The 23,222-nt window shown below is 39.5% G+C and carries 18 protein-coding genes and 1 tRNA gene; 7 read left to right on the forward strand and 12 right to left on the reverse strand.

The genetic code is table 11. The features are described 5' to 3' along the window. Positions 1-528: 528 nt before the first annotated feature. The gene (rne, locus tag ACORJQ_RS10125) at positions 529-3,195 is read left to right on the forward strand and encodes a ribonuclease E (RefSeq protein ID WP_321324207.1); all 2,667 of its coding nucleotides are present in this window, start codon (positions 529-531) and stop codon (positions 3,193-3,195) included. A gap of 143 nt (positions 3,196-3,338) precedes the next feature. Here the strand turns inward: rne and ACORJQ_RS10130 are convergent, their stop codons facing one another. After that, complete coding sequence (locus ACORJQ_RS10130) at positions 3,339-3,821, reverse strand: low molecular weight protein-tyrosine-phosphatase (RefSeq protein WP_321324210.1); 483 nt, start codon at positions 3,819-3,821, stop codon at positions 3,339-3,341. Between the two features lie 77 nt (positions 3,822-3,898). Here ACORJQ_RS10130 and ACORJQ_RS10135 point away from each other — a divergent pair, with 77 nt between their 5' ends. From ACORJQ_RS10135 to ACORJQ_RS10145, 3 genes are all read left to right on the forward strand, one after another. After that, complete coding sequence (locus tag ACORJQ_RS10135; protein ID WP_321324212.1) at positions 3,899-4,570, forward strand: RluA family pseudouridine synthase; 672 nt, start codon at positions 3,899-3,901, stop codon at positions 4,568-4,570. A 134-nt stretch (positions 4,571-4,704) separates the two neighbouring features. Then, positions 4,705-5,913, forward strand: a complete 1,209-nt coding sequence (locus ACORJQ_RS10140) for a hypothetical protein (protein WP_321324213.1) — start codon at positions 4,705-4,707, stop codon at positions 5,911-5,913. Positions 5,914-5,922: 9 nt separating this feature from the next. Next, entirely contained in the window at positions 5,923-7,089 is a 1,167-nt protein-coding gene (locus ACORJQ_RS10145) for a hypothetical protein (protein ID WP_321324216.1), read from the forward strand. A 230-nt stretch (positions 7,090-7,319) separates the two neighbouring features. On the opposite strand, the gene ACORJQ_RS10150 is transcribed toward ACORJQ_RS10145, so the two are convergent. Further along, a tRNA-Ser gene (locus tag ACORJQ_RS10150) sits at positions 7,320-7,410 on the reverse strand. A 116-nt stretch (positions 7,411-7,526) separates the two neighbouring features. Between ACORJQ_RS10150 and ACORJQ_RS10155 the strand changes: the two genes are divergently transcribed. Continuing rightward, on the forward strand, positions 7,527-7,853 hold the full coding sequence (locus tag ACORJQ_RS10155; protein WP_321324217.1) for an MGMT family protein: 327 nt from the start codon (positions 7,527-7,529) through the stop codon (positions 7,851-7,853). A gap of 85 nt (positions 7,854-7,938) precedes the next feature. Here the strand turns inward: ACORJQ_RS10155 and ACORJQ_RS10160 are convergent, their stop codons facing one another. From ACORJQ_RS10160 to ACORJQ_RS10205, 10 genes are all read right to left on the reverse strand, one after another. Further along, positions 7,939-9,102, reverse strand: coding sequence for a GGDEF domain-containing protein (locus ACORJQ_RS10160; RefSeq protein ID WP_321324219.1), 1,164 nt, complete (start codon positions 9,100-9,102; stop codon positions 7,939-7,941). Positions 9,103-9,303: 201 nt separating this feature from the next. Then, positions 9,304-10,590, reverse strand: a complete 1,287-nt coding sequence (serS, locus tag ACORJQ_RS10165) for a serine--tRNA ligase (protein WP_321324221.1) — start codon at positions 10,588-10,590, stop codon at positions 9,304-9,306. Between the two features lie 147 nt (positions 10,591-10,737). After that, positions 10,738-11,265, reverse strand: coding sequence for a glycine cleavage system transcriptional repressor (locus ACORJQ_RS10170; RefSeq protein ID WP_321324222.1), 528 nt, complete (start codon positions 11,263-11,265; stop codon positions 10,738-10,740). Beyond that, positions 11,258-14,254 (reverse strand): aminomethyl-transferring glycine dehydrogenase, encoded by a 2,997-nt coding sequence (gene gcvP, locus ACORJQ_RS10175; RefSeq protein WP_321324224.1) that lies wholly within the window; start codon positions 14,252-14,254, stop codon positions 11,258-11,260. The genes ACORJQ_RS10170 and gcvP overlap by 8 nt, the downstream gene beginning before the upstream one ends. Positions 14,255-14,341: 87 nt before the next feature. Continuing rightward, positions 14,342-14,713, reverse strand: coding sequence for a glycine cleavage system protein GcvH (gene gcvH, locus ACORJQ_RS10180; RefSeq protein WP_321324226.1), 372 nt, complete (start codon positions 14,711-14,713; stop codon positions 14,342-14,344). A gap of 141 nt (positions 14,714-14,854) precedes the next feature. Further along, positions 14,855-16,000, reverse strand: a complete 1,146-nt coding sequence (gene gcvT, locus ACORJQ_RS10185; protein WP_321324228.1) for a glycine cleavage system aminomethyltransferase GcvT — start codon at positions 15,998-16,000, stop codon at positions 14,855-14,857. Positions 16,001-16,068: 68 nt separating this feature from the next. After that, positions 16,069-16,452, reverse strand: a complete 384-nt coding sequence (gene crcB, locus ACORJQ_RS10190) for a fluoride efflux transporter CrcB (RefSeq protein ID WP_420719559.1) — start codon at positions 16,450-16,452, stop codon at positions 16,069-16,071. A gap of 104 nt (positions 16,453-16,556) precedes the next feature. Then, positions 16,557-17,912, reverse strand: coding sequence for a replication-associated recombination protein A (locus tag ACORJQ_RS10195; protein ID WP_321324230.1), 1,356 nt, complete (start codon positions 17,910-17,912; stop codon positions 16,557-16,559). Then, entirely contained in the window at positions 17,912-18,550 is a 639-nt protein-coding gene (lolA, locus tag ACORJQ_RS10200; protein WP_321324231.1) for an outer membrane lipoprotein periplasmic chaperone LolA, read from the reverse strand. Before lolA ends, ACORJQ_RS10195 begins: the two co-directional genes overlap by 1 nt. A 128-nt stretch (positions 18,551-18,678) precedes the next feature. Then, positions 18,679-21,240, reverse strand: a complete 2,562-nt coding sequence (locus ACORJQ_RS10205) for a DNA translocase FtsK (protein ID WP_321324233.1) — start codon at positions 21,238-21,240, stop codon at positions 18,679-18,681. A 226-nt stretch (positions 21,241-21,466) separates the two neighbouring features. Between ACORJQ_RS10205 and trxB the strand changes: the two genes are divergently transcribed. After that, positions 21,467-22,414, forward strand: coding sequence for a thioredoxin-disulfide reductase (gene trxB / locus ACORJQ_RS10210; RefSeq protein WP_321324235.1), 948 nt, complete (start codon positions 21,467-21,469; stop codon positions 22,412-22,414). A gap of 79 nt (positions 22,415-22,493) precedes the next feature. Next, positions 22,494-23,201, forward strand: coding sequence for an FKBP-type peptidyl-prolyl cis-trans isomerase (locus ACORJQ_RS10215; protein ID WP_321324237.1), 708 nt, complete (start codon positions 22,494-22,496; stop codon positions 23,199-23,201). Positions 23,202-23,222: the final 21 nt, after the last annotated feature.

The raw sequence follows: 23,222 nt of genomic DNA on the forward strand, positions 1-23,222 counted from the left end.
AGATACAAGACGATACATAACAGCCCACTTAGTGAAATGAGAAAAAATTCAAATTCATTAAGTACCTTAGCTATAAAGCGAAGTTTAAAAGTGCAGTGCAAAATTTTCTTCTTATTAGGTCAAAAACCTCAACAATAAGAACAACCAGCCTTAAGACACTATTTAAACGACACGAGCAATACCGGCTGAAAGAGGATTTTAAATTCAGGTAAACATATTACCTGTTGGCTAGAGCAAATTGGCCACAATAAACAATAACAAACACCAATTTGCTCGATAAAAATGTTACACAAAACACGATGAAATCACGTTACTGCAATACGGCATTAACTCTTAAACACCGGATTTAAAAATATAACACCAGAGTTAGAGCACCAACAATGAAGTTGGCTAAATTATGCCTAACCACTTAAATTTAAATCCATTTGTGAAACAACTCGCCTAAACACTTTCACCAGGCCTGGTAAAACCACTCGTTAGCACTCGTCTATTTAAAATGTCGCTCAGCTCAACCATAAAGAGAAGAGCATGAAAAGAATGCTAATCAATGCGACTCAAGCAGAAGAGACTCGTATTGCCCTAGTAGATGGTCAAACCCTCTACGATCTAGATGTGGAAACCCCACACCACCAAAAGAAAAAAGCCAATATTTACAAAGGTAAAATCACCCGAATAGAACCAAGCTTAGAAGCCGCGTTTGTTGACTACGGTGCTGAGCGTCACGGATTTTTACCATTCAAAGAAGTTGCCGACGAATACTACCCTGACCAAAAACCAGAATCTGGTCGTTTTAGCATTAAAGATGTGCTAAAAGAAGGTCAAGAAATTATTGTTCAAGTTCAAAAAGAAGAACGTGGCAATAAAGGTGCAGCCTTATCAACACAAATTACCTTAGCGGGTCCTTATGTGGTGATGATGCCAAACAACCCTAAAGCAGGTGGTATTTCTCGTCGCATTGAAGGTGATGAGCGTAGCGATATTCGTGATAACCTTCGTGATTTAGAAACACCTGAAGGTATGGGATTAATTATCCGTACCGCTGGTGTTGGCAAAAATACCGAAGAACTGCAATGGGGTGTAAACTACCTAATTCAGCTTTGGGATGCGATCAAAACCGCCTCTGTTGAAAAAGAAGCACCTTTCTTAATTCACCAAGAATCAGACATTGTTATCTTGGCAATTCGTGATTATTTACGCCAGGATATTGGTGAAATAATTATCGATAATATGGAAGTTTTCCATAAAGCTCGTGATTTCATTCAACACGTTATGCCACAACAGGTTTATAAAGTTAAACCTTATCAAGATACTATTCCGCTGTTCACTCGTTTCCAAATTGAATCGCAAATAGAATCTGCTTATCAACGTGAAGTAACTCTACCTTCTGGTGGGTCAATTGTTATTGATATTACCGAAGCGTTAACCGCCATTGATATCAACTCAAGCCGAGCTACCAAAGGTACCGATATTGAAGACACTGCTTTCAATACCAATATGGAAGCGGCTTGTGAAATCGCACGTCAATTACGTTTACGTGATTTAGGTGGTTTAGTGGTTATCGACTTTATTGATATGCACTCAAACAGACACCAACGTGAAGTTGAAAATAAGATACGAGAAGCCGTTAAGTCAGACCGTGCACGTGTGCAAATTGGTAAGATTTCTCGTTTTGGTTTACTGGAGATGTCTCGTCAGAGACTTCGTCCTTCTATTGAAGAATCTACCCAGATTGTCTGCCCACGCTGTCACGGTGTTGGTGTTATTCGTGGGGTTGAATCTCTTGGTTTATCTATCTTGCGTCTGCTTGAAGAAGAGAGCATGAAAGAGAACACCCGAAGAGTGACTGTTCAACTTCCAGTTGATGTGGCGACTTTCTTATTGAATGAGAAACGTAACCAACTTACCAAAGTTGAAGACCGTCACAGCCTGCATATTATGATTGTTCCTAACGAGCACTTAGAAACACCGCAGTACATTATGGAACGTACTCGAATTGGTGAAGAATCTCCTCAAAACGCAAGTTATGAGATTAAAGAGTTCTCAATGCCAGAGTTAGACTTCTCTGCAGAACCAGCTAAACAAGCACCAAAAGAAGAGCCTGCGGTTCAAAACATCCAGCAAACAGCTCCTCCACAAACTGCACAGTCTGCCGCACCATCAGCTGCAACAACTGAACAAAAACCAGGTTTGTTTGCACGTGTATGGAAAGCGTTATTTAGCAAAGACGAAGCTGAAGAGGAAGAAATCAAACCTCGTCCGCGTAATCCGCGTAAAAATAACAATAACCGTCGTCGTAACAACAACGGTGAAGGTCGTAATGACAATCGTAACAACCGAAACCGTAATCGTAATGCTCGCAACGACGAAAACCGTTCAGACAATAAAAAACCACGCAATAATCGTCCAGAAGAAAATGAAGTAGAAACACAACAATCTACTCAGCCTCAATCGGATAAAACGCGTAAACCACGTCGCAATAATCGTAACCGTCGTAATCGTGATGAAGAAACCACTGTAAATGATGAAGCAATAAATAAGAACGCTTCAACGGTGGATTCTACTGAAAGCACTAACGATCAAAACAAAAATGCTGCTGAAGATAAATCTACAACAGACAACAAAGATAAAAAAGGCCGCAACAATGGTCAACGTCGACGCAGCCGTTACAACAGCCGTAGTTACAACAGCCGTAGACGTGCACCTGCTGGTGCTGCTGAATTATCTATTGAGTCGCCAGCTCCTGGTTCAGAACATGCTTCTAAAGAAGCTGACGCAGATAAAAAATTAGAGACTCCAGCAGACAACGTTCAAACTGAAAACTCAGTTATAGAAACACCAGTTCAAGAGACTGTAAAACCTGTTGAAAACTCTGATTCTGTTTCCGTTGAAAGCACAGAAGCTCAAACACCAACCGTTGAAGCAATTTCAGCAGAAACGGTAGAATCAACTGAATCAACCCCTAAATCTGCACCTGAGTCAACTTCTGACTCAGATACAGAGAACAAAGTAGATTCAGAGCAAACGGCGGAAAAATCAGACGATTCTTCTGAGAATGAAGAAAAGCCAAGACAAAGAAGACGTCCACGTACTCGTCGTCCTCGTCCGTCCGGGCCTCGTTCTAAAAAAGAGTCTTCAGATGAAGCTGAAAATTCAGCACCGAAAACTGAAACAAAAGTAGAAGCATCTGAAGAATAATCTCTTCTAGATGACACCTACAAAAAAGCACTCTTAACGTCAGTTTTGGGTGCTTTTTTATTACCTAAATTTCAGGATATTTCTTTTCAGGTTATTTCTATTAAATTTTTTATCAACCCTACAAATTTACCAGGCCTGGTAAATTAAGATAAATGCTTTTGCTTAATATGATTAAGCAAACCTTCTGAAGCCGAATCTACTAAATCAAACACATGTTCAAACCCTTGAGCTCCTCCATAATATGGATCAGGCACTTCTCTTTCAGAGTAGTCTTGAGTGTAATCTAAAAACATTTGAATTTTGTCGTGATGCTCTGGTAGAGCCATATCCAATAAATTATGATAATTTTCATCGTCCATCGCTAAAATATAGTCATATTGATAAAAATCACCAAAATCGACTTTTCTGGCTCGTAAATCCAACATTTCAATCCCTCTATCTCTTGCTGTTTGCATCGATCGAGCATCTGGATGTTTTCCAATATGATAAGCAGCAGTTCCTGCTGAATCAATTTCAATCAAATCTTCTAACCCCTGATTTTGAACCATATTTCTAAATACCGCATGAGCAGTTGGGGAACGGCAAATATTGCCAAGACAAACAAACAAAACTGAGACTTTACTCATCAGAGACACACCTTTTTTCTTCTGCAAGAAACATTCGTATAAAATAAGCCCATTAGTTTACAAGGCTCACTTAAAAAATGCACTCTTTGCCATCTGCCCCGCCATTACAATTCACATTTCATACTGACTGGATTCTCTACGCCGATGATCATATAGTCGTTGTAAATAAACCGAGTGGTTTACTTTCTGTTCCTGGTAGAGGCCCCGATAAACAAGAGTGTTTAGCTTCACACCTAGAAAACCTTTACCCAGATATTAAGATTGTTCACCGTTTAGATATGGACACCTCTGGATTAATGGTATTAGCACGCTCTGCAGAGGTTCACAAACACCTAAGCCGTCAATTTCAAGACCGTCAAACTAAAAAAACCTATCATGCCATTTGTAGTGGTAAACCAAGCTTACAATCAGGACATATAAACCTACCTATGCGTTGTGATTGGGAAAAACGACCTCTACAAATGATTGATTTCAAGCAAGGTAAGGGAGCACAAACCTTTTGGCAAATTCTTACCCAAGCCAATGACCGTTTTTTAGTAGAGTTAACACCTATTACTGGACGTTCACACCAGCTTCGACTACATATGAAATCGCTTGGTCACCCTATACTTGGCGACAATCTTTATGCTGATCCTACGAGCTTAAATCAAGCTAATAGACTGATGCTACACGCTAAAACGTTAACCTTTACCCACCCTATCAATCAACAAGAAATGCATTTTGATTGTCCAAGTCTTTTCATTATCTAAAGCCTCATTAAAACCTAATTCACTCAATGGCATACTACATGCTTATTTACCTGCATAATCAAGATTACAAGACAGTCAAAGTCACCAATAACTTATGACTTTAGCGTCAATTTTTAAGGATAGGAAACCTCGCCATGTCAGAGATAGATTTAACAAAAGACGACAAAGCCACCCAAGAGATGTTATCGATGATGGGAGATTTAGGTGAAAACACGGATGATTCTTTGGATGATTTAGAAAATTTTGATGCCGATGAATTACTCAATGCCTTAGATGAATTGGATTCTGAAGCTGAAATTGAAGTCGACTCTGGCGAATCAACAAAAAATGATGACATTGAAAACTCTGTTGAAGACCTAGGAATCGACATGGACGACCTTGACTCTTTAATGGCTCAGGTCTCTGATGAAGTTGAAACAGAAGTTGAAGTACAAAATCCAACTGCTGAGATGGCTGATTTAGATAATATTGACATAGATAATCTAGACATGGATAACCTTGATAATTTAGCTACCGATTCATCAGATTCAGAAGTAGATGATTTAAACTCTGTTGCAGCTGATTTAGATAATCTTGATGATTTAGATCTTGAAGATTTAAACATGGATGATTTAGACAATATTGATGAAACTGCTGATATTGATTTAGAAGAGTTAGAAGACTTACAAGATTTAGATGGCTTAAATGATGTAGAAATGACGGCTGATGATATCCCAGCTGACATTGAAGAAACAGAGCAAGCACCAGTTACAGAAGACACCCTACTGAACGATATTGAATCCAATGATGGCTTAGATGATTTAGATGCTTTAGATGAAATCGAAAATCTTGATTCTATGGCAAACCTGGATATTGAAGAAACAACTACTGAACTGGAAGCAGAGCCGGAAGTTCATCAGCCAGAAGAAGATGACATAGCAAATGAACAAGAAGCTGTGACTGAAAACCAAAACAGTGAAGATATCGCCTTAATTGATCAAGCAGGCCATTCAGTTGCAGCAATGGAAGAAGCCATAAATATAGATCAATCTATTCAAGAAATTGCTCAGCAAGTTAAAACAACTGCTCATGAAGCGACTCAACTTGCCATTGCAACCTCTGAGCAAGCACAAGCTTCTGCAGAAAAAACCCAACAAGCAATTGAAGCTACTTTTGCAGCGGCTGAACGAGCTTTTGAAGCGGCTAAAAAAGCAGGTTATAGTGTAGATTTATCTAGCTTAAATACCAATCAAACAAGTGATGAAATTGCTTCACGACTTGCTGAAATTCAAGAAAAAAATACTCAATTAAAATCTGTGAATGACAGCATTAGAGCTAGAATTACAGAACTTAAAGCAGAATAGGCCTTTTCTATGAGCGATATTATGGACGACCTACTAGAAGAAGTTGAACAGCTAGAACAATCGACTCAAGAGTTAGAGTCAGCTTCTGAACAATCGGCAAATCAAAAACAACAAATTGATAAAGCTAATAATAAAGCATCAGCCGATGCCAATTTATTAGCCCTTGAAACCTCAAAAACAGCCCAAGAAGCAGCCAAACAAAGTCATTTAGCTGCCAAAACGGCAATCAAACAAGCAGAAATTCTTAAAGAGCAGACTTTAGAACTTAGTGAATCAAACTTCAATTGGCGTCAAGCTGTTCGTAACGCCAATAAAGAAATTGAATCTATTAAGGGCAATTTCACAATTATGCTCATCACTTCAATTACCTTTAGCTTGATCGCTCTTGGAGCAATAGGTTATTTGATGTATGCCATACAAAAGCAAGAAGCTCAATTTAAAGGAGACGTCTTGGATATGGTTTCAACAGAAAACACTCTGCTCGATAAAAAAGTCACTCTCAAAATGGATGAGTTAGCATCTGTAATTGAAATTCTTACTCAAAAAGTATCTCAATCAACCGCAACTCATGGCAAAACTGCAGTAAGTATTCATAAAATAGAAAATTCAGAAGATCATTCAGACGTCATCGACACTAAAAATGAATCTGAAAAAACAGTGCCTACAGATAAAGAAAAGAGCAACGCTACCGCTTTGCAGACACATGACAAGACAGATGACAAGACAAATGATAAAACTCATACTAAAGAATTAACGGCACTAGCTAAAGCTAACCTTCCAACGGAAGAACACACTAATCTAGTAACGCTCTCACAAGAAGAGTACAAAGAGTTAAAAGCGTTAATTGAAAAGCTATTAGCCGCTCAAAATGCACTACAAACGCAAACTCATCACACAACCAGCAGTGGACTAAATAAAGACGACGCGAAAAAACTGAATGACATTAGCTGGATAGTAAGACAGCAAACTAAAACATTAAAAGAGATTGAAGCAAAAATTGGTTTAAAAGATAACAAGATAAGTCATTCCAACAATGACACAATTTTGAATGAACTTAAAAACTTACAGCTTCAACAAAGCGCTTTACAAAAACAGATTGTAGAAATGCAATCATCGGTAAAAAAATTAGCTAATCAGCCTAAAGAGCCACAACCGTATAGTTATAAAGCTAAATAAATTCGTTTAGCATTAAAATTCTGTACTATCTTATAGCCCATATAATTAAAACGATATGGGCTTTTTAGTTTATAAGCGACTGCCATCTCTTTTCAACGGTAAAAGTTTTAACTTAATCAAACACCCTATCTACTATCATTATTCATTAACAACCAACAGATGAAGATTGCTTGCAACCTTATTTTAGGCAAAAAAAAAGCCCGTACTAAGTACGAGCTTTTTTCAAAATATGGCGGTGGACTAGGGATTCGAACCCCAGGTAGGCTACAAACCTACAACGGTTTTCAAGACCGCCGCCTTCAACCGCTCAGCCAGTCCACCATGTTTTGATGTGGCGTATTATAGAGGTCTGAGGGATTTTTGCAAGGCGTTTTATTAAGTTTTTTGTCTTTTTTTTTGTAAAATAGAATCAAACAACCAGGCCTGGTATTTTACCCATGACAAAACAGATAAAAAACAATACGTTACCTTTTAATGAGCAATGTTATACCCTACTGATGCTAATTCCAAAAGGCAAAATCACCACTTATAAAGCAATGGCTGAAGCTCTTGGTACCAAAGCCTATCAAGCTGTTGGCAATGCCATGGCAGCAAATCCAAACCCAATTATTGTACCTTGCCATAGAGTGGTTAACGCTAATGGGGCACTTGGCAACTATGCTTTTGGTATAGATAAAAAAACAGCGTTATTAGAATCCGAAGGGCTACAAATCAAAGATGGAAAAATAGTAGATTTTGAAACGCATTTATTTACATTTAATTAATTTAAAACCGGTTAACTATCACCAATACACATCATGCGCTTTAGGCTGGTGAGGGTCTTGTCTGTAAAGCACTGTCTGGACATTATTAACTCAGTTGCGTGACGGACGTCACTCTATTTCGTCCATTTCGTTTACTTTCAAACAACATATTGTCAGATTCATGCAATAAATCAGAAGCACTGAAACCATTGACAGGTACTTTAGAACTCACTCCTAAACTCAATGTTATCGACTGTTCTCCCCCATCAATTTCAATTTGGTCATTCATGATATTGTTACGAATCCTTTCAGCAATGATCAATGCTTCATCGAGATTTGTATTATGAAGCGTAATCACAAATTCCTCTCCTCCATAACGAAACAGAGCATCTTCTGGCCGAATCTGTTGCTTGATGTTATTTGCAACCCTCACTAATACTTCATCTCCAATTTTATGCCCAAAAGTATCATTAAAATCTTTAAAGTTATCAATATCACACATGATTAAACTAATCGGTTGCTGATTTTTTTTGTGCACATCCCAAGCTTTGTTCAAAATTTCATCGAACGAACGTCTGTTTAAAACCTTCGTTAAAAAATCTGTTGTGGAAGTTTCTTCTAATTTAAGATTGGCTTCCTTAAGGTTGGCGATTAAAAATTCATTTTTTAATGTTTGAATAATATTTTGCTTATGCGTTTGATGCAAACGGTTTACTTGACCATACAACATAACCCCAAAGACCATGAGCACGATGCTAATAATCATAGATACAAAGCTAAACTGCAGTAAGTTGTAAATGAGATAACTGCCAATATAAGGCACCACAGAAAGATAAAAGGCAGGAATAAAAAATGCAGAATACATCGCGGCACTTGCCGCTAAAGACATCACCATTAAACTTAGGGCTAAGGATTCAAATGGTAAGTTGTGAAAATCTAAGAAAACAACAGAAGCCGCCCATAAAACACCACTTGTAAGGGATGTTCCGAGCGCCATATTCCTCATCCAAGACTTATTTCTTTGCACAGTGGTGGCATTTAACCAAATACGGATAAATGTAAACCTGACAAGCATATTGACTAGCAACACCCCCAGCCATAAGCCAAGCAAGGTCGAATCAACTTTACCAAAGAAAGTTGCTGCAACTAATAAACCAAATACCGTATGAATAAAAACGGTTCCATAGGCGTGTGAATACAAATAGTCAGTCAGTAACTGATCAACTTTTTTGTCTGAGTACTTAAATTCAGGTATTTCTGGTGTATTCACTTGATGGCTTCCCTTTTACCTAAGAAATAATTGAGTACATGAATCCAACTGCTCAACCACAGCCCGTGTTTTCTTAAGGCAATTTACCAATAGGGATAGCCTCCCTTTTCATCGCGAAAAGGTAAGGCTATACATTTATATTAATCGGTTATTTAATTAATCTATTTATGTCGACTTGAAGTTTTATTTTTAAAATGCGAGTTATAAAACCTCAACACCACCAAGATATGAACGTAGTACCGTTGGAACAGTGATAGAACCATCTTCATTCTGATAGTTTTCTAGTACCGCAACCAAAGTACGCCCTACCGCTAAACCAGAACCATTTAAAGTATGTACCAGTTGTGGTTTGCCTTCACCTGAACGGTAACGAGCCATTAAACGACGTGCTTGAAAGTCTTCAAAATTAGAACAAGATGAGATTTCTCTATACGCTTGCTGACCTGGCAACCAGACTTCTAAGTCGTAGGTTTTGGCTGATGAGAAACCAATATCGCCAGTACATAAACTCATAACACGATAAGGCAGTTCTAATTTTTGTAGAATCTTTTCAGCATGTCCGGTTAGGTCTTCTAACGCTTGATGAGATGTTTCTGGATGAACAACCTGTACCATCTCTACTTTTTCAAACTGGTGCTGACGAATTAAACCACGGGTATCACGTCCATAAGAACCCGCCTCTGAACGGAAACATGGTGTATGCCCTACCATGCGGATTGGCAAGTCTGCTTCATCAATAATTTCATCACGCACTAAGTTAGTAATGGGTACTTCCGCAGTTGGAATTAAATACAAATCACGGTCATTGGTATCATGTTCGTCATTCTTACTGATTTTATATAAATCAGCTTCAAATTTTGGTAACTGACCCGTACCACGCAAACTGTCTTGGTTAACCAAATAAGGTACGTAGACTTCTTCATAACCACTTTCTGAATGGGTATCTAACATAAACTGCGTTAAAGCACGTTGTAACTTAGCCATTGGCCCTTTAAGTACAGAGAAACGACCTGATGTCACTTTTACAGCGGCATCGTTATCATACCAGCCACGCTGTTCAGAAAGTTCTACGTGATCTTTTACCTCAAAAGCAAAAGATTTTGGCTCACCCCATTTACGGATTTCAACATTGTCATCTTCACTTAAACCGACAGGCACTGATTCATGCGGTAAATTTGGAATACCTGCATAAATCTCTTCAATTTGAGCTTGTACGGCTACCGAAGCTTGCTCTGCTGTTTCTAATTGAGATTTTAGGTTTTCAACTTCTGCCAATAGCGGTGCGATATCTTCGCCCTGTGCTTTTGCTTTACCAATACCTTTTGAGCGGCTATTACGTTCAGCTTGTAAATCTTGGGCTTTGGATTGCAGCTCTTTTCGCTGAGCTTCTAACGTTTGAATTTGAGCGGTATCGAGTTCAAATCCACGTGTTTTTAATTTTTGGGCAACCGTTTCTAAATCCGTTCGTAATAGCTTTGCGTCTAACATTATTTATCTCTGTTTGATTATTCAGTTTATATTGGCATTGGGAGCTGTGAAATTAAGATTTCTGCCAATTAATTTGCGAAGTATTTTACCACTTATTGTCGTCTTTGCACGAGACTATAAACAAAAGGCTCTCCCAAAAATACAAAGTTAGACATCTTCTTCTAAAAGTTCAATATCCACAATTAACTCATTGGCCAGTTCTTCTAATATTGCTCTAATTTCACTGGCAGGCACCTCTGTGGAAATGTGAACTTTGATATTGGCTTTAAACAGATGTTCGCCAGACATAGAAGCTTCAATCACTTCTGACTCAAGTTCATCCACATTGGCATTAATTTGAGCTAAAGCGGATGAAATTCGGTGAATAATCCCGGGTTGGTCTTGGCCAATCAGCTCAATCTCAAATTGATTTTGAGGCTCTTTATTGGCGTTTTCAGAGACCTCTTCAAATAGAACACTTAACCCTAATTGTTTTGCATTTTGCAGTTCTTGTTTAAAACCTTCAAATTCACTTGCCGGTAAATCTACACGTAAAATACCAGCAAACTTGCCAGCTAAACTGGCCATCTGACTCTCAATCCATTGACCTTGATGAGCCACAATTATTTTTGAAAGCGATTTTACCAGGCCTGGTGAATCATTCCCCAATACGCTAATCACAATGGACTTATTCATAACTCATCTCCTCTTGCTCATACTCCGTTAATGGCGGGCAAGAACAAACCAAATTACGGTCACCGTAAACATTATCGACCCGACCTACTGGAGGCCAATATTTAACCTGTTGTAAACTCTCTAAAGCATAGGCTGCTTGTTCTCGGCTATATGAGTGATTCCATTCACTATTCATAACACTGTAAGCGGTATGAGGTGCATTAATAAGTGGGTTATCATGTTCATCCAATACCCCATTCATCACATCATTAATCTCTTGTTTAATGGCAATCATCGCATCACAAAAACGGTCAAGCTCCACTTTAGACTCAGACTCGGTAGGCTCTATCATCAAGGTTCCAGCAACTGGAAACGACATAGTGGGTGCATGAAAACCATAATCAATTAACCGTTTAGCAATGTCGTCCACACTAATGCCCGACTCTTCTTTAATAGGACGCAAATCAATAATGCACTCATGAGCGACCAGGCCATTATCGTCACTATATAAAATTGGATAATGCGGTGCGAGTCGTTGGGCAATGTAATTAGCATTTAAAATGGCCACTGAGGTCGCTTGCATAAGGCCATCACGCCCCATCATGGCAATATAACTCCAACTAATCGGTAGTACGCCTGCACTCCCCCATGGAGCTCCAGAAACCGCACCAACTTCCTTAGGTTCATTCTCGTCTTCAATTACCGCATACCCTGGTAAAAATGGGGCTAAATGTTTGCCCACCCCAATTGGTCCAATACCTGGTCCACCCCCGCCATGCGGAATGGCAAAGGTTTTATGTAAGTTTAAATGCGAGACATCGCCCCCAAAATGGCCTGGTGCGGCAACCCCTACCATGGCATTCATATTGGCACCATCAATATAGACTTGCCCACCATGTTGATGCACCCAATCACAAACTGTTTTTACGTTTTCTTCAAACACGCCATGGGTTGAGGGATAGGTAATCATAATGGCGGCTAAATTTTGCGAGTGTTTTTCAAGTTTGGCTTGCAAATCCTCTAAGTCAATTTCACCTTTGGTATTTGTTTTAACGACCACCACTGTCATACCCACCATCTGTGCGGAAGCGGGGTTTGTTCCATGTGCCGATGCTGGAATTAAACAAATATTACGGTGTTGTTCGCCACGGCTTTTATGGTATGCACGAATTGCCAATAAACCTGCATATTCACCTTGTGCTCCTGAGTTAGGTTGTAAAGAAACCGCATCGTAACCTGTTGCTTGGCAAAGCATCTGTTCCAGCTCAAGCCGCATTTGTTGATAACCTTGGGCTTGATCTAGAGGAACAAATGGGTGAATATTGGCAAATTCCGGCCATGAAACGGGCATGAGTTCCGCTGCGGCATTAAGCTTCATGGTGCATGAACCTAATGGAATCATGGCTCTATCTAAAGCCAAATCTTTATCTGCCAACATTCGCATGTAACGCATCATCTCAGTTTCTGAACGGTGCTCATGAAATACGGGATGTGTTAAAAACTCTGACTCACGAATTAATTCTTCTGGAATCGCTGATGATAAGGAGTGTTCAGCGTTTTTCACAACACTCTGCACAACACTTTGCTCAACACTTTGTACAAAGTTATCCACAGCTTGTTCAGGCAACAAATCGGTGGTTAATTGCTCAGCGTGCTCTGCCGCTATTATTTGCCACAAGGCTTTAATGTCATCTAGCGTAGTACTTTCATCAAAAGAGAGTCCAATGCTATTTTCATCAATCTTTCTTAAGTTATAACCTTGGGTTACCGCTTGTTGCAATACAACATTTACCAGGCCTGGTAATTTTATTTTGAGAGTATCAAAATAGTTTTTATACTCAATTTCAATACCGGCTTTAATTAAACCTGTTGCAAATACTTGAGTAAAACGATGCACTCTATAGGCAATTTGAGTTAATCCTTCCGCCCCGTGATACACAGCATACATGCTAGCCATTACCGCTAATAAAGCCTGTGCTGTGCAAATATTACTGGTGGCCTTTTCTCGGCGGATATGTTGCTCTCGGGTCTGTAAAGCAAGTCGGTAGGCTTTTTGCCCATTACTATCAACTGACACCCCGATTAATCGCCCTGGCATAGAACGTTTAAAGGCATCTTTTGTCGCCATATAGGCGGCGTGCGGGCCACCATAACCAAGCGGAACGCCAAAACGCTGAGTATTACCAATAGCGACATCCGCCCCCATTTCGCCAGGTGGTTTTAGTAAGGTTAATGCCAATAAATCTGCCGCCACAGCCACCAATGCTTTTTTAGCATGGGCTTTTTCTATCAAAGGCGTTAAGTTTCTCACCTCTCCATAGGTACTTGGGTATTGCAGTAAGACACCAAACAGATCGTAATCATCAAAACCTTGTGTGGGATCAGCTACCACCACTTCAATACCTAAAGGTTCTGCACGAGTTTTTACCACTTCTATATTTTGTGGATGACAGTCATCTGCCACAAAAAACACTTTACCTTTAGACTTACTCATTCGCTGGCAAAGTGTCATGGCTTCTGCACAGGCAGTGGCTTCATCTAACATAGAGGCATTGGCGAGTTCTAGCCCGGTTAAATCAGCAACCATGGTTTGAAAGTTAAGCATCGCCTCTAAGCGGCCTTGAGAAATTTCGGCTTGATAAGGAGTATAGGCGGTGTACCAGGCGGGGTTTTCGAGAATATTGCGTTGAATGGTTGGTGGTACCAGAGTGTTGTAATACCCCATACCAATAAAAGACTTGAGCACTTTATTTTGACTTGCAATCGCTTTTAATTTGCTAAGAGATTGATGCTCGGTCAATCCCTCATTAATCAACATAGGTTGTTGGCGGCGAATAGACTTTGGTATGACCTTATCTAACAATTCATCTATGGTTGCTAAACCAAGCAAATCCAACATCTGTTGTTGTTCAGTTTGGTCAGGCCCAAGGTGACGTTTTACAAACTGTTCGCTCTGTTGAAGCTCGTGGAGTGAACGATTTGCCAGTTTAGATAAAAGTCTTTTACCCATGTTCTATTCTCCCGCGTATTCTTCAATGAAAACTCATTAAAGGAATGCTTTTGAAAGTACTTATGTTTAAGTTTTATTCTTTAAACTTTATTCTTCAGTTAGAGCGTTATAGGCATCTTCATCCATAAGATCATCTAAATCTGATGGATCAGAAAGTTCAACTTTTAAAATCCAATTTGCCATGGCATCTTCGTTAATTAACTCGGGTTCATCATCTAAAGCATCATTAACTTCAACCACCGTTCCATCGACAGGTGCAAACAGATCACTGGCTGCCTTAACCGATTCAATCACAGAAATTTCTTCACCTTTGTTAATCTCAGTACCTATCTCTGGCAACTCAACAAAAACTAAATCGCCCAGCTGTGCTTGGGCAAAGTCGGTAATACCAATTAAAACTGTGCCATCACCGTTATCTTGAATCCATTCATGTTCTGCACTAAATTTAATATTGCTCATTGAGTTTCTCCTCAGTGTTTTATCTAACATTTAATTAATTGAATCTGTTCTTGATTTTCAATTTACCAGGCCTGGTATGCTCTCTGGTTATAAAGCCCTTTGAGCATGGAGTAAATGGCAATTGAATGAGGGTATTTTCCTTCACCCTCGGTAATAATTCTGTTTTATAAAAGGCAGCTTAACGATTTTTACAGGGACTTTTTTTCCCCTAACTATCGCATTTAATTCTGTACCTACTTGTTGGCCTTCTTGTGTCCATTCTGTTTTTATCAATCCCATGGCAATTGGCCCGCCAAATGATGGGCCAAAACCACCGCTGGTGACTGTGCCCACAAGGTCATCATTTGCATCAACAATCTCCGCACCATCTCTAACAGGCATTTTACCCAAGGCTTGAACGCCAACACGTTTACGAGAAACACCCGTGGCAATTTGTTGCATAATGACTTGGTCGCCAAGGTATCCACCAGCACGTTGACCATCTGCTCTGCGAGATTTTGACAAGGCCCAGAGTAAATTGGCTTCAACTGGAGAGATTGTATTGTCTAATTCGTGCCCATATAGACATAACCCTGCTTCTAAACGTAAAGAATCTCTTGCTCCAAGGCCAATCATCTCAACCGCTTCATGTTCCAATAATTTTCTTGCCAGGGCTTCAGCCTGATGATTCGCTACCGAAATCTCGAACCCATCTTCTCCGGTATAACCTGAACGAGTGACAAAACACTCTATGCCATTTATGGTTAATTTTTTGCCAGTCATAAAAACCATCTGAGTTGATTCTGGTGCTAACTTGGCTAACACTTCTGCGGCTTTTGGTCCTTGAAGAGCAAGTAGAGCTTTGTCCTGTAAAACCTCTATTTCACACTCTTGATTAAGATAGTTTTTAAGGTGGGCAACATCTTGTTCTTTACAAGCGGCGTTGACCACTAAAAATAGAGAATCGCCCATATTGGTCACCATTAAGTCATCCATTACGCCCCCTTGTTCATTAGTAAACAGAGCATAACGTTGCTGCATAAATGGTAAATCAACAATATCAACGGGCACTAGCTTTTCTAATGCTAAAGCGGCTTGCGGGCCTTTTAGGATAATTTGCCCCATATGAGAGACATCAAATAATCCAGCTTGGCTGCGGGTATGAAGGTGTTCTTTTTTGATACCAAGTGGGTATTGCACCGGCATTTCATAGCCTGCAAAAGGCACTAATTTAGCACCCAATTCTTGGTGTAAGGCAAACAGAGGTGTTTGCTGTAAAGGCGTTGAAATTTGGTGTTCGGAAGACATGAAATCTCCTATTAACGAATACGTTTAAAACCGATAAAATCAAAATCAATAAATTTAAACTGACAGGCTTAAAACTGTTTTGCCGCCAACATTCCCAACCAAACCGCAACTAAACAAGTGATGACACTCACCCCAATATTCAGCACGGCTTTGTTAAGTTCACCAATTTCAATGTACTGCATGGTTTCGTAAGAAAAAGTAGAAAAGGTGGTAAAGGCTCCTAAAAAACCTACCATAATAAAGGCACGCCATTCGGTAGAAACGGCGATTTTGTCAACCAATAACACTGCCGATAAACCCATAATAAAGGAACCAATGACATTGACCGACAAGGTACCCCAGGCAAAGTCTCGACCAAACCATTGATAAACATGATGAGACATGGCAAAACGCGACATAGCACCCAATGCACCACCCATAGCAATTGCAATCCATCCCCAAGCTGACATCATTGGCTTTACCTTTATACCTGTTACGTTTGACGTGTTTTTAAAATTTGATTAGCTTTTGTGGTTAACTTTTATGGTTAACTTTTTTAAGTAATCTTATTTAATCATTATGAGCGGCGTTTATAAATGGCTTTTTCATTCAATTTTCTAAGATGCTCCATCTTAGCGGAAATTTTTATTTCCAACCCTCGTTCAACAGGCTGATAATAGTCTCTCTCCATCATATCTTCTGGAAAGTAACATTCGCCAGCCGCAAAGGCTTCTGATTCATCATGTGCGTAACGATAGCCTTGTCCGTAATCCAGCTCGGCCATGAGTTTGGTAGGAGCGTTGCGTAAATGCAATGGGACTTCATGCGAACCATGTTCTTTAATATCGGCCAATACTGCTTTGTAAGCCATATAGACAGCGTTTGATTTTGGAGCCACCGCTAAATACGTTGCAGCATGAGCAAGAGCTAAATCACCTTCTGGAGAACCAAGACGTTCATAAGCTTCGGCAGCGTTCATGGCTAACTGCAATGCTTTAGGGTCGGCATTACCAATCTCTTCACTTGCCATGCGGATTAAACGACGTGCCAAATAGCGTGGGTCAGCTCCTCCATCTAACATTCTGACTAACCAATACAAAGCGGCATTGGCATCTGACCCCCTTACTGATTTATGCAAAGCGGATATTTGGTCATAAAATGCCTCACCACCTTTATCAAAACGTCTTACGCCACCCTGAATGACTTCTTTACAATGTTCTGCTGATAAAATGACCAGGCCTGGTAAATCTTGATTGTCTGATATTTTTTTGGGCACAAATTCAGCAAAATCTATCGCTTGTTCTAGGCTATTTAATAATCTACGGGCATCACCATCGGCAGCTTCAATCAGTAATTCTCTAGCTTTGTCTTCAATCTGAACCGTGACTTTTTCATCAACACTCAAATCTTGTTCAATTAAGGCACGACCACGTTCAAGTACTTTTGCCAGCTCATCATCTTCTAAGATTCTAAGTACATACACTTTAGCTCGTGATAACAAGGCATTATTGAGTTCAAACGATGGGTTTTCTGTGGTTGCCCCAATAAACACAAAAGTGCCGTCTTCTACAAACGGTAAAAAAGCATCTTGCTGTGCTTTGTTAAAACGATGCACCTCATCCACAAATAATAACGTGCCCTGCTTAAATTGCTCTCTGTGAAGTTTGGCTTGTTCTACCGCCGCTCGTACTTCTTTAACGCCATCCAAAACCGCAGAGAGATTGATGAATTGCAAATCTGACTGTAAGGCAATGAGGCGTGCCAAGGTAGTTTTACCGACCCCTGGTGGCCCCCAAAAAACCATAGAGTGTAATCGACCAGAATCGAGCATTCTTGAAAGTGCTCGGCGTTCACCCAATAAGTGAGTTTGACCAACATACTCAGTCAGTGTTTTGGGTCTTAAGCGATCTGAAAGTGGTTGATAGACAGACATTACTGCGGCGTACCTACTAAGTCTGCACCTTCTGGCATTTTAAACTCAAAGTTTTTGTAAGGAATCACTTGATTAGATTGAATATTTTTAAATTTCACATTCGTCACATTGGTAGGACTTTGATACATTTTTACCTCAACCATTTCACCGTCTCTCATACCCACATCAATGCTTTGAAAATAGGTTGGTGCTTTTGGCGTTAAGTTAAACCATTGCAAACCGTTTTTATCACCTGATTCAATAATACTAAATTTATCTTGAATGGGATCTCTATAAAGCAACCAACTAAGTGGTAGTTCGGCTTTTATATCGTTTATTGGTCGCACGGTAACTTGGTCTAAATCTTGGTCATACACCCATAGATTATGACCATCAACCACGATTTTTTGTTGCTCTGGCTGAAAGTATTGCCAAGTAAGTTTACCAGGCCTGTTCAATTCAAAATGCCCTGTAGATTGGTTGGTTTGAAACAACTCCTCATCTGGTTGGGTTTGCACAAAATCGGCTTTAAACGTTTGTAACTGGTTAACATAATCTTGCAGTGCTTTACCTGGTTTAGCTTTAGCATAGGCCTGATTGGTTACCGCTAAACTTGCCACTACCAATAAAGTGGCAAAGGTTTTAAAAATCAATTTCACTGTGTATGCCCTTATATTTAAGTCTTTGTTATATGTCTTTGTATATGTCTTTGTATATGTCTATATATTTTGTTGGTTTTTGACAGTTATTTTCTACATGTAATTTATAAAATAATCTGCATTAAGGTTTATTGTTCTTGTGGTTTTGGAGCCAATACTTCACGGTTACCATTTGAACCTGCCGTTGAAACCACACCAGCTGATTCCATGGCCTCGACAATACGAGCTGCACGGTTATAACCAATTTTGAAGCGGCGTTGTACCGATGAAATTGAGACCTTTCTACCTTGCACAACAAACTCAACAGCCTCGTCATACAAAGCATCTTGTTCAGCATCGCCATCGTTCATACCACCGTTACCATCAGCCCCATTATTAGCTTTGGTAATTGACTCTAAGTACTGAGGTTTACCTTGTGATTTTACAAACTCGGCCACTCTATGAACTTCTTCATCGGTCATAAAGGCACCGTGAACACGCTTGGGCGAACCAGAACCAGGCGGCATAAAGAGCATATCCCCCATACCTAAAAGTTGTTCTGCCCCACCCTGATCTAAAATAGTACGCGAGTCAATTTTGGTGTTTACCATAAAAGAGATACGAGTTGGGATATTGGCTTTAATCAAACCAGTAATGACGTTAACCGATGGACGTTGAGTGGCCAAAATTAGGTGGATCCCTGCGGCACGTGCTTTTTGGGCAATTCGAGCAATCAACTGCTCAACTTCTTTACCTACAACCATAATCATGTCGGCAAATTCATCTACCACCACAACAATAAATGGCAAAGGCTCTAGTGTTGGCGGTGCTTCGCCGATTTCATGACCAAAGTTAGCCGCTTGTTGATAAAGTGGATCAATAATAGGTTGGCCTTTATCAATCGCTTCTTTGACTTTAAGGTTATAACCGGCAATATTTCTTACCCCTAGTTTTGCCATGAGCTGATAACGTCTGTCCATCTCAAATACACACCAACGCAATGCATTAGCGGCGTCGCTCATATCAGTAACAACTGGGGTTAATAGATGCGGAATATCTTCATAAATGGATAATTCCAACATTTTTGGGTCAACCATGATTAGGCGAACTTCTTCAGCTGTACTCTTATAAAGCATACTCAAAATCATACTGTTCACACCAACCGATTTACCCGAACCGGTTGTACCCGCCACTAATAAATGCGGCATTTTAGCGATATCCGCCACCACTGGCTTACCGGCAATATCTTTACCTAAAGCAATCGTTAATGGTGATGAGGCAGACTGAAACTCTTCTGAGGCCAAGACCTCTCTAAAGCCCACAATTTCTCGTTGTTCATTTGGTATCTCTATGCCCACTACCGCTTTACCAGGAATAACATCTACCACACGTACCGATTGCACAGAAAGTACACGGGCTAAATCTTTTGCCAAATTATTAATTTGACTCACCTTTACACCTGGTGCTGGCAAAATCTCAAAACGGGTTACCACTGGGCCTGGCTGAACCGATTCCACCTGGACGGTCACACCAAACTCAAGTAATCGTTGTTCTAACAAGGAAGATAACGCAGTTAGTTCATCTTTACTAAAACCTTCATCATAAGTTGGAGGCATATCCAATAAATCTAGCTTAGGTAGTTCCGCTTTTTCAACAATGCTTACATTAGCAGAACCGACTTGCTTAGTACCTACCGTTAACCCCTGGGGAGCCGCTACGGTAGAATCCGTTGTTTCAGTTGAATTTGTTGTTGTACTAATAGAATCTGAACCAGCTACTTTAGCGTTTGTTTGAGTAACCGGAGCTTCGTCATTGTAAAGAGGCGTTGTAACAATTTTTGGATCAACCGTTGGTTTATTGGCCAAATCTGTTTCTATTTCAGAATTGCTATCTTTAGAGGAAGGCAACACTTTTGCCAACCATTTTTTTCTAGCCTCTACTGCATCATTACTTGTAGTATTGGAGGCTATTTGACTAACTCCCTGCTTAACCTGAGTATGGATTTTTTGAACACGCTCTTTAACCCTATCAGATTCCATAACCTTGTCTTTGAACAGGCCTGTTAATTTGTCATATAACTTAAAGGTACTTTCACCAGTAAATTCAATAATCGTTAGCCATGAACAACTACTTAACATACTAAACGCGACGGCAAACATAACCAATAAAATTAAGGTTGCTCCTAATAAATCAACCGAACCAACCAGAGCATTACTTAATTCATAACCCAAAACACCACCAGCAGAATAAGGCAAAGCAATTAAAGTATCTGGATGCATATATAAATTTGCCAGGCCTGCTCCTGAACTAATCAACAGCAATAAACCAAATAAACTCAATATAAACCTTAAATAATCGAGCTCATTCCCCGTTCTAATTTTGAGTGTGACCCAGCCTGCTAATAAAATACCAAAGGGAATCAGAAAACCAAAAACGCCAAATACATAGAGCAACATCGAAGAGATCCAAGCTCCTGTTTGCCCACCGTAATTTTTAAAGCTTTGACTCTCGCCAACTGAGTCAAAACCTGAGTCAGTAGGTGAAAAGCTAAATAACACAATAAATAAGAAAAAAGCTAAACCAATACAGCTCAACACGACACCGTCTTTTAGAATCCAACTAAAACGTTTGAGTGTGCTAATTTTTTCACCGCTTTTTTCATTACTAACAGTAGTGGACTTTTTTTCAATTTTTGCTGATTTAAAAGACATTTAGAGTTGCTTATATCCTATTTAGATTTGCTAATAACTTGAACTTATTCATTATTTAAAACAAACCGACTTTTAGTCTAGTTTGTCTTTTAAAAACTGCTAAAATTTTAGCATAGAAAAAAGAGAGAATCTGACTATAACCTGGATTACATAACAATCTAGGTGGCACTTTTCTTAACTTTAATTCACAATACAAGCGACTCTTATTCGTTAAAAGGAAATTGTTATGGCTACAAAACATTGCAAATTATTAATTTTAGGTTCTGGACCAGCAGGTTACACTGCGGCAGTTTATGCGGCACGAGCAAACCTTGAACCCGTAATGATTACCGGTATGCAACAAGGCGGGCAGCTAACAACCACAACTGAAGTTGATAACTGGCCAGGTGATCCAGAAGGCTTAACAGGCCCAGATTTGATGGTTCGTATGCAACAACATGCCGAACGTTTTGGTACTGAAATTCTATTTGATCACATTCATACTGCTGAATTAAATGAAAAACCATTTAAATTAATTGGTGATTCAGGTGAATATACTTGTGATGCGCTAATTATTGCAACGGGAGCTTCTGCAAAATATCTAGGTCTAGAGTCTGAAGAATCCTTTAAGGGTAAAGGCGTTTCTGCCTGTGCTACTTGCGATGGTTTTTTCTATCGTAACCAAAAAGTAGCGGTAATTGGTGGTGGTAATACAGCCGTTGAAGAAGCTCTATACCTATCAAACATAGCTTCTGAGGTGACTATCGTTCATCGTCGTGACTCTTTTTCATCTGAAAAAATTCTGGCTAAACACCTTCAAGAAAAAGCTGACAATGGCAATATAAATATTGAGTTTAACTCAACACTTGATGAAGTTCTTGGTGATAACATGGGTGTCACAGGTTTGCGCTTAAAAGATACTCAAACAGGTGAAACCAAAGAAATTGATGTGGCAGGTGTATTTATTGCAATCGGGCATACACCAAACACTGGTATTTTTGATGGCCAACTAGAAATGGATAATGGCTATCTAAAAGTACAAAGTGGATTGCAAGGTAATGCGACGCAAACATCCATTCCTGGTGTTTTTGCTGCTGGAGATGTTATGGATCAAATGTACAAACAAGCGATCACATCGGCTGGTGCAGGCTGTATGGCTGCTTTAGATGCGGAGAAGTATCTAGACAACCTTTAAAAGTTGAGTTAATCAATTTACCAGGCCTGGTAAATTGATTAAAACCCATACAATTTCATATACAACTAAAGGCAATTTCATGAAAAAAGTTCTTTTTTTATCATTAGGTTTACTTGCATCTCAAAATGCACTTTCTGCAGACCCACTAGCCACGACAGAACAAAAAGCGAGTTATACCTTAGGTAGCGACTTAGCTAAAAACTTCACTAGACAAGGTTTAAATATCGACGTAAAAGCATTTACTCTTGGCTTAGAAGACGCACTTAATAACAAAAAACCGCGTTTAACTGAAAAAGAGATGATGGATGCAGTCGCAGAAGTCAAAAAAGGCATGATGCAAAAACAACTTGAAATGCATAAAGCAAAAGCTGCTGCTAACAGTAAAGAAGGTAAAGCATTTCTAGCCAAACATGCTAAAGAACCTGGTGTAAAAACCTTAAAAAACGGCATTCAATATAAAGTAATCACCGAAGGTAAAGGTAAGTCACCTACCGAAGATGATGTTATCTTTGCAAATTATAAAGGTAGCTTTATTGATGGCAAGGTCTTTGACAGCTCATACAAGCGTGGTTCACCACTTAAGTTTAAAATGGAAAATGTCATTCCTGGTTGGGGTGAAGTGCTTAAATTAATGAAGCCTGGTGCTAAATGGGAAGTCGTTATACCTCCTGAGTTAGCTTATGGTGAAAAAGGTGCTGGTCAAGCAATTGGGCCTAATAAAACACTATTATTTACTATTGAATTAATTCAATTTACAAAAGCTGACGACCACGCTAAAGCTAAATAATGTGAGTTTGCAATAAGTTAG

This window comes from Thiomicrorhabdus sp., assembly GCF_963662555.1.
Lineage (GTDB): Bacteria > Pseudomonadota > Gammaproteobacteria > Thiomicrospirales > Thiomicrospiraceae > Thiomicrorhabdus.

Coding starts and splice junctions, on each gene's coding strand:
- rne (WP_321324207.1), top strand. CDS start 529: ATGAAAAGAATGCTAATCAATGCGACTCAAGCAGAAGAGACTCGTATT.
- ACORJQ_RS10130 (WP_321324210.1), bottom strand. CDS start 3,821: ATGAGTAAAGTCTCAGTTTTGTTTGTTTGTCTTGGCAATATTTGCCGT.
- ACORJQ_RS10135 (WP_321324212.1), top strand. CDS start 3,899: ATGCACTCTTTGCCATCTGCCCCGCCATTACAATTCACATTTCATACT.
- ACORJQ_RS10140 (WP_321324213.1), top strand. CDS start 4,705: ATGTCAGAGATAGATTTAACAAAAGACGACAAAGCCACCCAAGAGATG.
- ACORJQ_RS10145 (WP_321324216.1), top strand. CDS start 5,923: ATGAGCGATATTATGGACGACCTACTAGAAGAAGTTGAACAGCTAGAA.
- ACORJQ_RS10155 (WP_321324217.1), top strand. CDS start 7,527: ATGACAAAACAGATAAAAAACAATACGTTACCTTTTAATGAGCAATGT.
- serS (WP_321324221.1), bottom strand. CDS start 10,590: ATGTTAGACGCAAAGCTATTACGAACGGATTTAGAAACGGTTGCCCAA.
- ACORJQ_RS10170 (WP_321324222.1), bottom strand. CDS start 11,265: ATGAATAAGTCCATTGTGATTAGCGTATTGGGGAATGATTCACCAGGC.
- gcvP (WP_321324224.1), bottom strand. CDS start 14,254: ATGGGTAAAAGACTTTTATCTAAACTGGCAAATCGTTCACTCCACGAG.
- gcvH (WP_321324226.1), bottom strand. CDS start 14,713: ATGAGCAATATTAAATTTAGTGCAGAACATGAATGGATTCAAGATAAC.
- gcvT (WP_321324228.1), bottom strand. CDS start 16,000: ATGTCTTCCGAACACCAAATTTCAACGCCTTTACAGCAAACACCTCTG.
- crcB (WP_420719559.1), bottom strand. CDS start 16,452: ATGATGTCAGCTTGGGGATGGATTGCAATTGCTATGGGTGGTGCATTG.
- ACORJQ_RS10195 (WP_321324230.1), bottom strand. CDS start 17,912: ATGTCTGTCTATCAACCACTTTCAGATCGCTTAAGACCCAAAACACTG.
- ACORJQ_RS10205 (WP_321324233.1), bottom strand. CDS start 21,240: ATGTCTTTTAAATCAGCAAAAATTGAAAAAAAGTCCACTACTGTTAGT.
- trxB (WP_321324235.1), top strand. CDS start 21,467: ATGGCTACAAAACATTGCAAATTATTAATTTTAGGTTCTGGACCAGCA.
- ACORJQ_RS10215 (WP_321324237.1), top strand. CDS start 22,494: ATGAAAAAAGTTCTTTTTTTATCATTAGGTTTACTTGCATCTCAAAAT.